Origin of the sequence: Pelagibacterium halotolerans (genome assembly GCF_044811015.1) — a bacterium.
GTDB lineage: Bacteria > Pseudomonadota > Alphaproteobacteria > Rhizobiales > Devosiaceae > Pelagibacterium > Pelagibacterium halotolerans_A.
In genome coordinates this window covers 3,481,486-3,494,580 of record NZ_CP085243.1, presented here as the reverse complement: position 1 = coordinate 3,494,580, position 13,095 = coordinate 3,481,486, and the positions used below count along the sequence as shown (strand labels likewise).

Annotated in this window: 19 protein-coding genes; 13 read left to right on the top strand and 6 right to left on the bottom strand. The window is 60.0% G+C overall.

All coding sequences use genetic code 11. The features are described 5' to 3' along the window. The first annotated feature begins 80 nt into the window (after positions 1-80). From LG281_RS16880 to LG281_RS16865, 4 genes are read left to right on the top strand one after another with little or no spacing between them, the layout of a single operon-like run. Positions 81-266, top strand: coding sequence for a hypothetical protein (locus tag LG281_RS16880; RefSeq protein WP_404402777.1), 186 nt, complete (start codon positions 81-83; stop codon positions 264-266). 16 nt (positions 267-282) lie between these two features. Further along, positions 283-864 carry a CDP-diacylglycerol--glycerol-3-phosphate 3-phosphatidyltransferase gene (pgsA, locus tag LG281_RS16875; RefSeq protein WP_404402775.1) on the top strand — a complete coding sequence of 194 codons (582 nt, stop codon included), beginning with the start codon at positions 283-285 and terminating at the stop codon, positions 862-864. Beyond that, on the top strand, positions 861-1,112 hold the full coding sequence (gene moaD / locus LG281_RS16870; RefSeq protein ID WP_404402773.1) for a molybdopterin converting factor subunit 1: 252 nt from the start codon (positions 861-863) through the stop codon (positions 1,110-1,112). Before pgsA ends, moaD begins: the two co-directional genes overlap by 4 nt. 5 nt (positions 1,113-1,117) lie before the next feature. Then, positions 1,118-1,564, top strand: a complete 447-nt coding sequence (locus LG281_RS16865) for a molybdenum cofactor biosynthesis protein MoaE (protein ID WP_404402771.1) — start codon at positions 1,118-1,120, stop codon at positions 1,562-1,564. Positions 1,565-1,615: 51 nt separating this feature from the next. Here LG281_RS16865 and LG281_RS16860 read toward each other — a convergent pair whose 3' ends face one another. Then, on the bottom strand, positions 1,616-2,506 hold the full coding sequence (locus tag LG281_RS16860) for a branched-chain amino acid aminotransferase (RefSeq protein ID WP_404402769.1): 891 nt from the start codon (positions 2,504-2,506) through the stop codon (positions 1,616-1,618). A 141-nt stretch (positions 2,507-2,647) separates the two neighbouring features. Between LG281_RS16860 and LG281_RS16855 the strand changes: the two genes are divergently transcribed. Further along, positions 2,648-3,169, top strand: a complete 522-nt coding sequence (locus LG281_RS16855; RefSeq protein ID WP_404402767.1) for a MarR family winged helix-turn-helix transcriptional regulator — start codon at positions 2,648-2,650, stop codon at positions 3,167-3,169. A 14-nt stretch (positions 3,170-3,183) separates the two neighbouring features. Beyond that, a complete protein-coding gene (locus LG281_RS16850; protein ID WP_404402764.1) occupies positions 3,184-4,011 on the top strand; it encodes an undecaprenyl-diphosphate phosphatase in 828 nt (275 codons plus the stop codon). Between the two features lie 30 nt (positions 4,012-4,041). Here LG281_RS16850 and LG281_RS16845 read toward each other — a convergent pair whose 3' ends face one another. The 5 genes from LG281_RS16845 to LG281_RS16825 all read right to left on the bottom strand — a co-directional run bounded on the left by LG281_RS16845 (position 4,042) and on the right by LG281_RS16825 (position 6,955). Next, positions 4,042-4,380, bottom strand: coding sequence for a tRNA-binding protein (locus tag LG281_RS16845; protein ID WP_404402762.1), 339 nt, complete (start codon positions 4,378-4,380; stop codon positions 4,042-4,044). Then, positions 4,377-5,192, bottom strand: a complete 816-nt coding sequence (proC, locus tag LG281_RS16840; RefSeq protein WP_404402760.1) for a pyrroline-5-carboxylate reductase — start codon at positions 5,190-5,192, stop codon at positions 4,377-4,379. The genes LG281_RS16845 and proC overlap by 4 nt, the downstream gene beginning before the upstream one ends. After that, the gene (locus tag LG281_RS16835) at positions 5,189-5,689 is read right to left on the bottom strand and encodes a YbjN domain-containing protein (protein WP_404402758.1); all 501 of its coding nucleotides are present in this window, start codon (positions 5,687-5,689) and stop codon (positions 5,189-5,191) included. The genes proC and LG281_RS16835 overlap by 4 nt, the downstream gene beginning before the upstream one ends. Before the next feature lie 268 nt (positions 5,690-5,957). Then, positions 5,958-6,692: a metallophosphoesterase family protein gene (locus tag LG281_RS16830; RefSeq protein ID WP_404402756.1), complete on the bottom strand. Its 735-nt coding sequence runs from the start codon at positions 6,690-6,692 to the stop codon at positions 5,958-5,960. An 11-nt stretch (positions 6,693-6,703) separates the two neighbouring features. After that, positions 6,704-6,955 (bottom strand): accessory factor UbiK family protein, encoded by a 252-nt coding sequence (locus tag LG281_RS16825; protein ID WP_404402754.1) that lies wholly within the window; start codon positions 6,953-6,955, stop codon positions 6,704-6,706. Positions 6,956-7,080: 125 nt separating this feature from the next. On the opposite strand from LG281_RS16825, the gene lgt reads away from it, so the two are divergent. From lgt to pth, 7 genes are all read left to right on the top strand, one after another. Next, a complete protein-coding gene (lgt, locus tag LG281_RS16820; protein ID WP_404402752.1) occupies positions 7,081-7,887 on the top strand; it encodes a prolipoprotein diacylglyceryl transferase in 807 nt (268 codons plus the stop codon). Then, on the top strand, positions 7,880-8,965 hold the full coding sequence (locus LG281_RS16815) for a class I SAM-dependent methyltransferase (RefSeq protein ID WP_404402750.1): 1,086 nt from the start codon (positions 7,880-7,882) through the stop codon (positions 8,963-8,965). The genes lgt and LG281_RS16815 overlap by 8 nt, the downstream gene beginning before the upstream one ends. Before the next feature lie 10 nt (positions 8,966-8,975). Then, positions 8,976-9,746 carry a peptidoglycan editing factor PgeF gene (gene pgeF / locus LG281_RS16810; protein ID WP_404402748.1) on the top strand — a complete coding sequence of 257 codons (771 nt, stop codon included), beginning with the start codon at positions 8,976-8,978 and terminating at the stop codon, positions 9,744-9,746. A gap of 330 nt (positions 9,747-10,076) precedes the next feature. Then, positions 10,077-11,009, top strand: a complete 933-nt coding sequence (locus LG281_RS16805; protein ID WP_404402746.1) for a ribose-phosphate pyrophosphokinase — start codon at positions 10,077-10,079, stop codon at positions 11,007-11,009. A gap of 283 nt (positions 11,010-11,292) precedes the next feature. Continuing rightward, on the top strand, positions 11,293-11,508 hold the full coding sequence (locus LG281_RS16800; RefSeq protein WP_404402744.1) for a hypothetical protein: 216 nt from the start codon (positions 11,293-11,295) through the stop codon (positions 11,506-11,508). Positions 11,509-11,618: 110 nt separating this feature from the next. Beyond that, positions 11,619-12,257, top strand: a complete 639-nt coding sequence (locus LG281_RS16795; protein WP_404402742.1) for a 50S ribosomal protein L25/general stress protein Ctc — start codon at positions 11,619-11,621, stop codon at positions 12,255-12,257. Positions 12,258-12,319: 62 nt separating this feature from the next. Beyond that, positions 12,320-13,030 carry an aminoacyl-tRNA hydrolase gene (pth, locus tag LG281_RS16790; RefSeq protein WP_404402740.1) on the top strand — a complete coding sequence of 237 codons (711 nt, stop codon included), beginning with the start codon at positions 12,320-12,322 and terminating at the stop codon, positions 13,028-13,030. Positions 13,031-13,095: the final 65 nt, after the last annotated feature.

Below are 13,095 nucleotides of genomic sequence, written 5' to 3'. Positions count from 1 at the left end.
TCGGAGACCCATGGGAGACGATTGCCGCGTGGCAAGGGACAGACTCATACGAGTATCGCATACGAGGGCTGGATGAATTTGTGAACGGAACGAAAGTCGGCACAGGCAATGACGTCTGGCTCGTCAAGGGAACCATCGGCGCACGGGACCCTGTTGGTTTGGTTTTCGGCTATCTCGATGATTTTGCTGCCTGCCTAGATATTGCCAATGGCTTAATGCTGCAGTTTCCTTCCGCATCCTATTACTGCGAATATGCCGATCAATAAGAGGACGGAACAGCCCATGACCGACACCAACTTCGACATGGCAAAACTGCCCAACTGGCTCACCTACGGCCGCATCGCGGCCATCCCGATCATCATACTGTTCATTCTCGGCGGGCACCCGGCGCTACGATGGTTCGCGCTCATCCTCTATATCGCCGCGGCAGTGACCGACTTCTTCGACGGCTACCTCGCCCGTAAATACGGGTCGGTCTCGCCCATCGGACGCATGCTCGATCCGATCGCGGACAAACTCCTCGTCGGTGCCCTCCTGCTCGTCTTCTGCTTCGACGGCACTTTCGGCATCTGGGACCTGATCCCCGCGACAATCATTCTCCTGCGCGAAATCTTCGTTTCCGGCCTGCGGGAATTCATGGGCAACGAAAAGATCGTCGTCCCCGTCTCGATGCTCGCCAAATATAAGACAACGGTACAACTCGTCGCCATTGGTATGCTGATCGCCGAACCGCTCATCTACGGCACGCGCGAGGTCTCCGACATCCTCCTTTGGCTCGCCGCAGCCCTCACCGCCTTCACCGGCTGGCAATATTTCCAGGGCGTATCGAGCCACCTCGCCGCGCGCGAAAGCGAGGGCGAATGAAGATCCTCTATTTTGCCTGGCTGCGCGAGCGCCTCAACCGCGATAGCGAGACCATCGACCCGCCTGCATCCGTCAAAACAGTCGCCGACCTCATGAACTGGCTGGCCGACCGCGATGAGGCTTTTGCCCTGGCAACGGAAAATCGCCAGCTCATCCGCGCCGCCATCGATGATGAACTCGTCGACCACACGGCCCTCATCGCCAATGCCCAAACCGTCGCTCTCTTTCCGCCCATGACGGGAGGCTGACGCTTATGTCGGTTCGCCTTCAAACCGAAACCTTCGACCCCGGCGCCGAAACCAACGCCTTTTTGCAGCGCACCAGCGGCGGTGGCGCCGCGGTAACCTTCACCGGCCTCGTCCGCTCGACACCCCACCACCCGATTACATCGATGACGCTCGAACACTACCCCGCGCTCGCACAACGCCAACTCGAAGATCTGCGCGAAAGGGCCCTCGAACGCTTCGACCTTATCGACGCCGAAATCATCCACCGGCACGGCACGCTCTACCCCGGAGAGCCCATCGTCCAAGTCATGACGCTCTCAAACCACCGCCAAGCCGCCTTCGATGCCGCCAATTTCCTGATGGACACACTTAAAACCAATGCTCCCTTCTGGAAAAAGGAAGACGGCCCGGCGGGAAGCAAATGGGTCGAGGCGCGCGAGAGCGACGACAAGGCCGCAGCCCGTTGGCAATAAAAAGGCCGGAGACTTATCCCCGGCCCTCGAACCTGCTGTATATTGCGGCTTTTATTCCGCAGCTGCTTTGTTGGGCTGAACCTCGGTCATGTAGGCCTCGACCAGCGTCCGGCACGCTTCACCCGGCGTAAACTTATACTCCGAAACCTCCGCGACGGGGGTAACTTCCGCCGCCGTGCCTGTCAGGAAGCACTCGTCGAACTCGGAAAGTTCCTCAGGTTTGATGTGCCGCTCTGTCACCGAATACCCCGCCGCCTTGGCAAGCCCGATCACCGTGCGCCGCGTAATGCCGTCGAGGAAACAGTCCGGCGTCGGCGTGGTGATCTCCTTGCCCTTGACGAAAAACACGTTCGCTCCGGTTGCCTCGGCCACATAGCCGCGATAATCGAGCATCAGTGCGTCGGCATAGCCCGCATCCATCGCCGCATGCTTGGACAACGTGCAGATCATATAGAGCCCGGCGGCCTTGGCCTTGCACGGAATCGTCTCCGGCGAAGGCCGCTTCCATTGCGACCAGGTCAGGCGGATGCCCTTGAGCCGTTCCTCGGGCGAGAAATAGCTCGGCCACTGCCACGCAGCGATGGCCAGATGCACCTTGTTCTCGCGCGCTGGCACCGAAATCGTCTCCGAGCCGCGCCACGCAATAGGCCGCATATAGGCGTCTTCCAATTCGTTCTTGGCGAGCACCTGGCGGCACGCTTCATCGATCTGGTCTGCAGTAAAGGGGATGTCGAAATCGAGGATCTTCCCTGAGGCGATCAGCCGTTCGGTGTGCTCGCGGAGCTTGAAGACCTCGCCGCCATAGGCGCGCTGACCTTCAAAAACGCTGCTCGCGTAATGCAACCCGTGCGTCAGTACGTGCAGCTTGGCATCCCGCCAGGGAACCATCTCCCCGTTGTACCAGATCCATCCATCTCGCTGATCCATCGGCACGCCGGCCATATGTGTCTCCCGGGTATTCAACTGTGAAAACGTGCATATCCTTCATGCACTTTGCCTCATAATGCAGCATTCTTAGACCACTTGGCAAACCAAAGCGGGTTTGTGATAAGTCATTAAGCGACAAAGAGTACGGAAGGACATATGCCAGCTTCCAAAATAAATGTCAACAAGGCTGACATAAATTCCGCGATCCACGACTTCCCCGAAATGCCAATCGACATTATGGGGCTGTTTTTCTTCGCCTATCGGGACTTCGTCCGCGATGCCGATGCGCTTTTGGAAACCAAGGGCTTTGGCCGCGCGCACCATCGCGTCATCTACTTCGTCAATCTGCGGCCGGGCATGACCGTCGCCGAGTTGCTCGATATCCTGCGCATCACTAAGCAGAGCCTCGCACGCGTCCTGCGCCAATTGATCGACAGCGGTTATATCATTCAGCACCATGGCGATACGGATCGGCGCCAACGCCTGCTTTATCCTACCGAGCAGGGGCGTGAATTCTTTGAGACGTTAAGCGCGACGCAGGCGCGGCGTATTGACAATGCCTTCGCCGCATTGCCTGCCGGCTCGCGCGAATGCGTCGCCCGCTTTTTCATCGAGATGACGGAAAAAGATGATAAGGACATGCTCGCAACGCTTCGGCTGACTGAACAACTTCCCTAGGGGTAGCTCCCGCCTTGGACTCTCTTAACACCGTCTATCTTGCCCTCGTTCAGGGCATCAGCGAATTCCTACCGATCAGTTCCTCGGCGCACCTCATTCTGGGGCATGCGATTCTGTCCGCCTTCGGCGTCGAGTCGCTCACCACCGCCGAAGAGCTCTCAATAGATATCGCGCTGCACGTCGGATCGCTTGGCGCCGTTATCGTCTATTTCTGGCGAGACGTCTGGATGCTTTTGCAGGGATTTTTCGACGGCGTAACCGGTAAGGGCGGCAAGCGCTTCCGCCTTCTGCTCGTCGTCATCACCGCGTCCATCCCCATCATCATAATCGGCTTCGCCGCCAAGGACCTAGTAACTGAATTCGCGCGCTCGATTACAATTATCGCCTGGACGACAATCCTCTTCGGCGTCGCACTGTGGTTTTCCGACCGCACGACCGCAACCAAAACAGAGATTGAGAACCTCTCCTGGCGCGACGCGATGATCGTGGGGTTTGCCCAGTGCCTCGCCATTATCCCCGGCGTCTCACGCTCGGGCATCTGCATGACCGCCGCCCGCGCCATTGGGATCGATCGCCCACTTTCAGCGCGTCTGGCTATGCTGCTCTCAATTCCGACAATTCTGGGCGCAGGCGTACTCGCAGGCTACGATCTCTACAGGGCCGGCAATGCGCAAATAACGAACAACGCCATCTTCGGCGGCATCCTCGCCTTCTTCGCCGCGCTGGCCACAATCGCGCTTTTGATGCGCTGGCTCGAACGCCAGACCTACCTGCCCTTCGTCATCTACCGGCTGGTGCTCGGTGTTATACTCCTGAGCCTCGTCTATGGCGGCTTGTTTTAATCAGAGCTTGATTTGGAATGCGGCGGCGGCCTACATCAGCCGCGCGCCGTTCGGCACGGGTTTGTCCACCTTCGCCAGAACGATCGCGCCGTCCGCGTCCTCATAGCCGAGCGTCAGCACCTCGGAGCGAAGCGGCCCGATCTGACGCGGCGGAAAGTTGACCACGGCCATCACTTGCCGCCCAGGCAAATCCTCGGGCTTATAGTGCGCCGTGATCTGCGCAGAGGATTTCTTGATCCCAAGCTCGGGCCCGAAGTCGATGACCATAATAATCGCCGGCTTGCGCGCCTCTGGAAAAGCCCGCGCTTCGACAATCGTGCCGACACGGATGTCCACCTTCAGGAAGTCGTCAAAACTGATCTGATTCATTGCCCAAGTTCTTCGCTACGCGCCCGTGCCGCTGCTACAGTCCTGGAGATGAGCGGCGCAAGTCCATCCTCGGCCATGAGCACGTTAAGCGCCGCTTCCGTCGTGCCTGCCGGGGATGTCACGTTCTTGCGCAACTGCGCCGCTTCGCTCGCATCGGCCTCGAGCAGCGCTGCTGCGCCGACGACCGTCTGGCGGGCCAATTTCATCGCTTGTTCGTCCGAAAGACCTTGCGCCACACCCGCTGCGGCAAGCGCTTCGACCAGATAGAAGACGTAAGCCGGTCCGGAACCCGAAACCGCAGTCACAGCATCGAGAAGCTGTTCCGCTTCAACCCAGACGATCTCTCCCGCAGCGGCGAGCATTGCATCGGCGATCTCGCGATCCTTGCCGGTAACGGCAGGCGCTGCCGCTGCGCCAGTGATCCCCTTGCCAAGCTGCGCCGGCGTGTTGGGCATAGTCCGCACCACACGCTCTGTGCCGAGCCCGTCAACGATCTTCGCAATGGAAATCCCCGCCGCGATCGAAATCACGAGCGTTTCGTCTCCGATAATCGGCTTGAGTTCGCCGAGCACCGATCCCATAACCTGTGGCTTGACGGCAAGCACAACAACGCGCGGCGTCTCCCCGGGCAAATCGGTGCGTACCGCCGCCCCGGCTGTTTCGGCGAACACCTTAACGCTTTCATGCGGTTGCGGATCGACGAGCGTCAGGGCCGCCCCAGGCAGCCCTGCCTTGACCCAGCCTTGGGCCATCGCCATTCCCATCTTGCCCGCCCCGACAAGCAGAACGGGCCCGGCATCGGCTAAACTCATGCTTCCCCAACGGTTTCGAACATCACCTCGGCAAGCGCCTCCTGCGCCGATTTTCCAGCCCAGACAACGAACTGAAATGCCTGATAGTAAAGATCGCAGCTTTCGGTAGCCGAACGCAACAGCGCTTCGCATTGCTGTGGCGAAACGTCGGCCCCGCCCGAGAGAAGGTGCGAATTGCGGAACAGCACCACGCCCTCCTTGCTCCAGATATCGAAGTGCCCGATCCAGAGCTGCTCGTTGATCAGCGTGATGAGCTGCTTGACTTCGCCACGACGGGAATCCGGAACCTTGAGATCGAACGCGCACGCCAGGTGCAGCGACTCCATCTCCTCCATCCAGTTGAACGAGACGTGGTAGTCGCTCCAGCCGCCTTTGACCGAAATCGCGATCTCATCGGCGTCCTGCCGCTCGAACGACCAATCGTTGATCGCGGCAATGTGCTCGATAATGTCCACCGGATGGATGGTCCTGTCGAGTTCCAATTCGAGGAGAGACATGGCTGGCTCCGCACGCTTGAGCATGAATGAGGATGAACCGGCGACCGGATGTCGCAAGTCCTACGCGGCACAACCGAACTGGCCTTGGCGGGGTTGGGTGTACGAATCGTCCTTTGATTGCAATCTACACCGGCCCCTGGCACCGGACCCAGAAACGCAGGTCCAATTGTCCAATTCTCTTGTGGATGATCCCAGCGCCGTGGTTAACGGGGTCTTAACAAGACCTTCACATCCAAAGGCTTTTCTGTCCCGAAACGGGAACGTTTTTCTAGCGCTTGCGCCCGTACGCAAGATCACGTGCCCAGCCCTTGAACCCGCGTTCGCGCGCCATCGCCGAAGCCGCCTCATGATCGTAGGCGATCTGCCGGAGATCGACGCGCCAGCGTCCGGCGGTTCGCTCAACGATCGCATAAGCTGCCGCCGGGGAGATCCGCGTGGCGGACTCCGGATCGTTCATATTGAAGGACGGGCGTCCAACGCTCCCCGGATTGAAAACGATCCGGCCATCGTCAAGCGTGACGACGCGGGCGACATGGGTGTGTCCACAACAGGAGATGGGATATTCTCTCTCTGTCAGTTCGGCCCTGATTTCGTCCTGCGTTGCAACCCGAAACCCCCGCCCCTTCTCCTTACGATCCAGCCAATAGGTCTCGTCGGATCGTGGCGAGCCGTGGCTCATAAAAATCGCGTCCTGGTAGACTGCCGTTTCGGGCAGCGATTTGAGCCATTCCATCGGAGCACCCTCAAGCGCTGCAACGGTCGCCATCTCCCAACCCTCCAAATAGTCAGGGTCGGCATCTATCAGATAACGGTCTGTATTGCCCCGGATCGCCACGACGTCGAGATCCGCAAGCATCCGCGCGGTCCTCACCGGCTCAAGCGGTCCGGCAAAATGATCCCCGAGGTTGAGGATCTTTTCGACGTCCTGCCGCGCGATATCCGCCAGCACCGCTTCGAGCGCGAGAGCATTGCCGTGTATGTCTGAAAGGACGGCAACACGCATAGGATCGGGATTTAGCTCGTCTTCTTGCGCCGCTTGAACGCATCAAGTTCCTTGCGCAGCGCTTCGATTTCCTCGCCCTGGATGGTAACCAGTTCGCGCAGCGCGTCGTAATCCTCGCGCTTGACCAGGTCGAGATCGTTGACGACCCGTTCCATCTGCCCTTTGACCGCTGTTTCCACCTCGCGACGCACGCCGTCTGCGACCGACGCGGCATCGTTCATGAGCCGGCCCAGATCGTCGAAAATCTTGCTCGATTGCGACATGGTACAAAATCCTTTTACTGGTCCGTTCGCCAATTGCCGAATATGTAGGCGCTCGGAGCCACCTTGACCAGTCCAAATGCCGGCGGCATGGTCCGCCGATTGCGGAAAAACCAAGAGAAAGAACCTTGCCCTTTCCCCAGATAGATCCCGTTGCCTTTGCCATCGGCCCGTTTGCGATCCGCTGGTATGCGCTGGCCTACCTCGCCGGCATCTTCCTTGGCGTGGGCTATGGCATGCTCATTCTCCGGCGCAAGTCGCTCTGGGCCAATAATACCCCGCCCATGACGCCCGAGGAACTCTTCGACTTCGCGTTCTGGATCGTCATCGGCATCGTGGTCGGCGGCCGGATCGGCTATGTGCTTTTCTACAATCCGGTCTATTTCGCCCAGAACCCGCTCGAAGCTTTTGCGATCTGGGATGGCGGCATGAGCTTTCATGGCGGGCTTTTGGGACTCGTCACCGCCATGTCGGTCTATCTGTACATCAAAAAGGCCAATATCCTTTCTGGCCTCGACCTTCTCGCCTGTTGCTCGACCATCGGGCTTTTCCTTGGCCGTGTCGCCAACTTCATCAACGGCGAACTCTACGGTTCGACGACGACAATGCCATGGGGCATAGTTTTCCCCGGCGCCGGCGACCTGCCGCGCCACCCCAGCCAGCTTTACGAAGGTCTCCTGGAGGGCCTCGTCCTCTTCCTCGTCATCCGCTATTTCACGCACGTCAAACTCGTCCTCAGACGCCCCGGAACAGCGGCGGGTATCTTCGGCATCGGCTACGCGCTCTCGCGTATCTTCGCGGAATTCTTCCGCCTGCCTGACGCCCATATTGGCTATCTCGCATTCGGCTGGCTCACCATGGGAATGGTGTTGACCCTCCCGGTTCTCCTCGCCGGCATCGCGCTGATCGTTTGGGCGCAGACCCGCCATGCCTAACGACGCCTACAGCCTCGGCGATCTGATCGATATGCAGATCCGCCAGAACGGCCCCATGTCGCTCGCCGCCTATATGGGCCTGTGCCTCACGCACCCCGCGCGCGGCTACTACCGCAAGGCCGATCCCCTGGGCGCCGGCGGCGATTTCGTCACGGCGCCGGAGATCAGCCAGACCTTCGGCGAAATGATCGGCGCCTGGATCGCCTCGATCTATCAACAGATGGGCAGCCCTGAGCGCTTTACGCTGCTCGAACTCGGCCCCGGCCGCGGCACGCTCGCTGCCGATGCCTTGCGTGTTGCGGCGCGTCTCCCTGGCCTCCAGGACGCCGTCGACCTGCTTCTTTACGAGACGAATCCCGTCCTCATCGACATCCAGCGCGAAACGCTTGCCTCGAACGATCCAAAATGGATCGAAACCCTCGACACCCTGCCCGATACCCCGCTTATCGTCATCGCCAACGAGTTCTTCGACGCCCTGCCCGTTCGCCAGTTCGTCCTGCGCAGGGGCAAATGGTATGAGCGGGTTGTCGGCCTCATCGACGGCAAGCGGGCATTCGGCCTCTCCCCCACCCCCTACGACGGCGACCTGCTCGGCGATGCTTTTGCAAACGCCCGTGAGGGCGAAGTCGCCGAAATCAGCCTTGCCGCCCGGCAAATGATGGAGCAAGTCGCCCGCCTCGTCGCCCCGCGTGGCGGCGCCATCCTCACCATTGATTACGGTTACGAAAAAACCCAGCCCGGCGAGACCCTGCAAGCGGTCAGTCGCCACACTTACACCGATCCACTAGCCGCCCCCGGCGATGCCGATCTCACCACTCATGTGGATTTCGAGGCGCTGGAATACGCTGCGCGCATAGCAGGGTTGACGACGCACCCCCTTGTGACACAAGGGCATTTTCTTGCATCCTTGGGGCTGGCGGAGCGGCACAAGGCTTTGGCCGCCGCAAACCCTGAGAGAGCTGCAGAGTTCGACGCAGCGCTCGATCGCCTCACAAACCCCGCGCAGATGGGGTCGACGTTCAAAGCCTTCTGCGCAGCAAGCCCGGGCCTGCATCCGCCCGGCTTCACAATCCGATAAGTTCCGCTTTATGCATCCACCTGTCGAAAAAAGCCCTACCTTCACTGCCATCTCCGGCATTCGGCACGGCTTTTTCGGACGGCGAGGCGGCGTATCCGAAGGCGAATTCAGTGCGCTCAATGTCTCCCACTCTGTCGGCGACGACCTCGCCAACGTCACCGAGAACGTCCACCGCGCCGTAATGGCGCTCAAGGCCGGGCCTCTGCCGGTCGCGCTGGTCAAACAAATCCATGGCGCCGACGTCCACACCGTCACCGGAGATATGGATCTCACCCGGCGCCCAGAGGCCGACGCCATGGTAACAAACGCGCCCGGCATTGCCCTTGGCATCCTCACCGCCGACTGCGCCCCGATCCTTCTGGCCGATGAAACTGCTGGCGTCATCGGCGCCGCCCATGCCGGCTGGCGCAGCGCGGTCAACGGGATCCTGGCCAATACGGTCGAAGCCATGACAGCGCTGGGCGCCGCCCCCGAGCGCATCGCCGTCGCGATCGGCCCCACAATTTCAGCGGACAATTACGAAGTCGGCGACGATTTCGCTGCCATGATCCGCGATCAATTTCCCGATGCCGCCGGTTCTCTCGTGACAACGGGCAGAGACCGACCTCATTTCGACGTCACCGGCCTGCTCGCGGCCCAAACCAAAACCTTGGGCCTGAAGTCCGTCTCCATGGTCGGTGCGTGCACCTACGCTAATCCCGACATCTATTTCTCCCACCGCTACGCAACGCATAACGGCACCCGCGCGGGCCGACAGATCGCCCTCATCGCCTGCGGCTAGTGGTGGTGCACCGAAGATTTGACGGTTTGAGATTGCCCGCGCCGTCTGGCGCGCGGAGGACTCTTCACGACGCCGCGCTTGGCGCAGATGCTGCGCCGTTATCACCCGGACAAGCCGGGTGATAACGGCGGAGTGGGCTGGCAATCCTTCAATTTCAGTGACACGGGGGCAAACAAAAGCTTGAGGGATAAATCGGCAACATTCCGTTCACTCCGTTCATCCTTCATGCAAAAGTCATATTGCAGTTCGGAGGCGGCGAGTCTAAACGTGCCGCCAACGTTCGCTCTGCCTTTCGAGCAAGGGCGTAAGGCACGAAATTAGGGGCTGACCATGAAGCTGGTGACGGGCAACTCAAACCTCACCGTGGCCAATGCCGTTTCCGAATATCTTGAAATTCCCCTGACCGACTGCTCGGTCAAGCGTTTCGCAGACAAGGAAATCTTCGTCGAAATCCACGAGAATGTGCGTGGCGAAGATGTCTTCGTGCTCCAGTCCACGTCCTACCCGGCCAACGATCACTTGATGGAGCTCCTGATCCTGATCGACGCGCTGCGCCGTTCCTCGGCCCGCCGCGTCACCGCCGTACTGCCCTATTACGGCTACGCGCGCCAGGATCGCAAATCCGCGCCGCGAACCCCGATTTCGGCCAAACTCGTGGCCAATCTCATAACCCAAGCCGGCGCCAACCGCATTCTGACCCTGGATCTGCACGCACCGCAAATCCAGGGTTTTTTCGATATCCCTACCGACAACCTCTATGCCGCACCGGTCCTCACCCGCGATATCCGCAAAAACTACGATACCTCCAAGGTGATGATCGTCTCCCCAGACGTCGGCGGCGTCCTGCGCGCCCGTAACGTGGCCAACCGCATCGGCGCCCAACTCGCCATCGTCGACAAGCGCCGCCCACGCGCGGGCGTATCGGAAGTGATGAATATCATCGGCGATGTCGAAGGCCAGTCCTGCATCCTGATCGACGACATCATCGATTCCGGCGGCACACTGATCAACGCCGCTGAAGCGCTCATGAATGCCGGCGCCAAGGAAGTCTCTGCCTATATCACCCACGGCGTGCTCTCTGGCGACGCCCCCGAACGCATTGCCAAATCGCGGCTAAAAGAAGTCGTCACCACCAATTCGATCGAAAAGACCGAAGCGGTCAAAAAGGTATCCAAAATCAGGCACATCACCATTGCCGACCTTCTGGGCGAAGCCATCGCCCGCACCGCATCCGAGCAATCGGTCTCAAGCCTTTTCGACTGATTGCAACCCTCGTGCCATTCCTTTGCAACGCTTTGCGCCTTTGACCGCCCAAAGCGACTCTGCCATCAGCTTGCCTCAGATCGGTCAGAAAGCTCTGGTCTGATCAAGAACGTGTCTTGCTCGGCGCAATCCATCTCACGAGCGGAACCTCGTCCCAGCCCGACCGTTAGACCGCGTGCGTGGCGCGGCAGGCGCCGTGCTCTGGCTTACGTGGAACCACAACGCATAGATAATGGCATCGAACAATTCTCACATTCCGCCACGCCCGGGCGCCGAAACCGAAATGGCTTCTTTGTTGGCGGAGATTCCCACCTGGGACGACCACATGCTGGCGCACATGTACATGCGCTTTGCCACAAGTCGCCTTTTCCGCGTCTATCACAAGCCCGATGGCGACCTGACCGACTGCGCCCGTACGCTCCTGGCCCGCGCCGGCGCTGAACTCGCCGAACGGGGTCTCCCTATACCGGAAATCCTGTCGGACGCACCTGAGTCATAACCCTTGCCCTTGATGGGGCCTTACAGTATAGAACGCCGCCATGAAGCGCTCGTCACCCCTGGAGGACGGGCGCGCGTTTCTTTTTGTCGAGAAACGCACCCAACCAATGGATGATTTCCATGAGCGTCGAGCTTAAGGCTTCGGTGCGGGATCGGGTGGGCAAGGGGGCCGCTCGTGAACTGCGCCGTAATGGTCTGGTTCCTGCCGTTATCTACGGCGACAAGAAAGCCCCTCTGTCCATCGCCGTGTCCTACAAGGACACCTTCCGCAAGATCCATGAAGGCGGTTTCCTTTCGCACGTCATCGAGATCGATGTGGACGGCGAAAAGCATCGCGTGATCCCGAAGGATTACCAGCTTGAACCCGTGCGAGACTTCCTCGTGCATGTGGACTTCCTGCGCGTGGGCAAGAATGCGACCCTGACGGTCGAAGTTCCCGTCCATTTCGAGAACGAAGAGAAGTCCCCGGGCCTCAAGAAGGGTGGCGTTCTCAACGTCGTGCGCCACACGGTCGAAGTCACCTGCCCCGCGGATTCGATCCCCGAGGCTCTGACGATCGATCTCACCGGCTTTGAAGTCGGCGACTCGATCCATATCTCGGCCGTTCCGCTGCCTGCGAACGTCAAGCCCACGATTACCGACCGCGATTTCACCATCGCCACCCTCGCCGCACCGTCGGCTCTGCGCTCTGAAGGCAGCGCCGAGGAAGAGGCCAGCGAAGAAGAAGCCGAAAACGGCGGCGAAGAATAATCGTCATCCGGACCGGCGGCCGTGCTGCCGGTCCATCTTCTCTGCCCAACCGGAGACACGCGATGCACCTCATTGTAGGGCTCGGCAATCCCGGTGCCGAATACGCCGGTCACCGGCACAATATCGGCTTCATGGCCGTGGATGAGATCGCGCGCCAGCACAATTTCCCGCCCTTCCGCCAGAAATTCTCCGCGCTCGTGAGCGAAGCCGTCATCGACGGCGAGAAGGTCATGCTCTTAAAGCCGCAGACCTATATGAACCTTTCGGGCGATTCGGTCGGGCAGGCCGCCAAATTCTATAGGCTCACCCCTGCCGACATCTCGGTCATTCACGACGAACTAGATCTTGCCCCGGGTAAGGTTCGGATCAAGACCGGTGGTGGTAATGGTGGGCACAACGGGCTCAAGTCGATAGACGCCCACATCGGCAACCCCTTCATCCGCGTCCGGCTCGGCATCGGCCATCCCGGCCACAAGGACCGCGTGCACGCCCATGTGCTCTCGAACTTCCACAAGGTCGACGCCGAATGGCTTGAGCCCCTGCTCGATGCGCTTGCGAAAAATGCCGGAATGCTCGCCAAGGGCGATGCTTCGGGACTGATGAACAAGCTTGCGCTCGCGGTCAACGGCACGGACAAACCCAAGTCTGAAAAGACCGAAAAGTCCAAGGCCCAGAGCCATGTCCGACAGGCCCGCCCCAAGCCCGCCTCCAAGGCTCCGGAAACCGGCCCGATGGCCGGGATGCTCAAGAAGCTCTTCGGCGATAAAGGCTGACGCTCACCCCATATTGACATTGCCCCGCGTCTCACCGACTTACGGGCAGCAAATTTCTTTCCGAA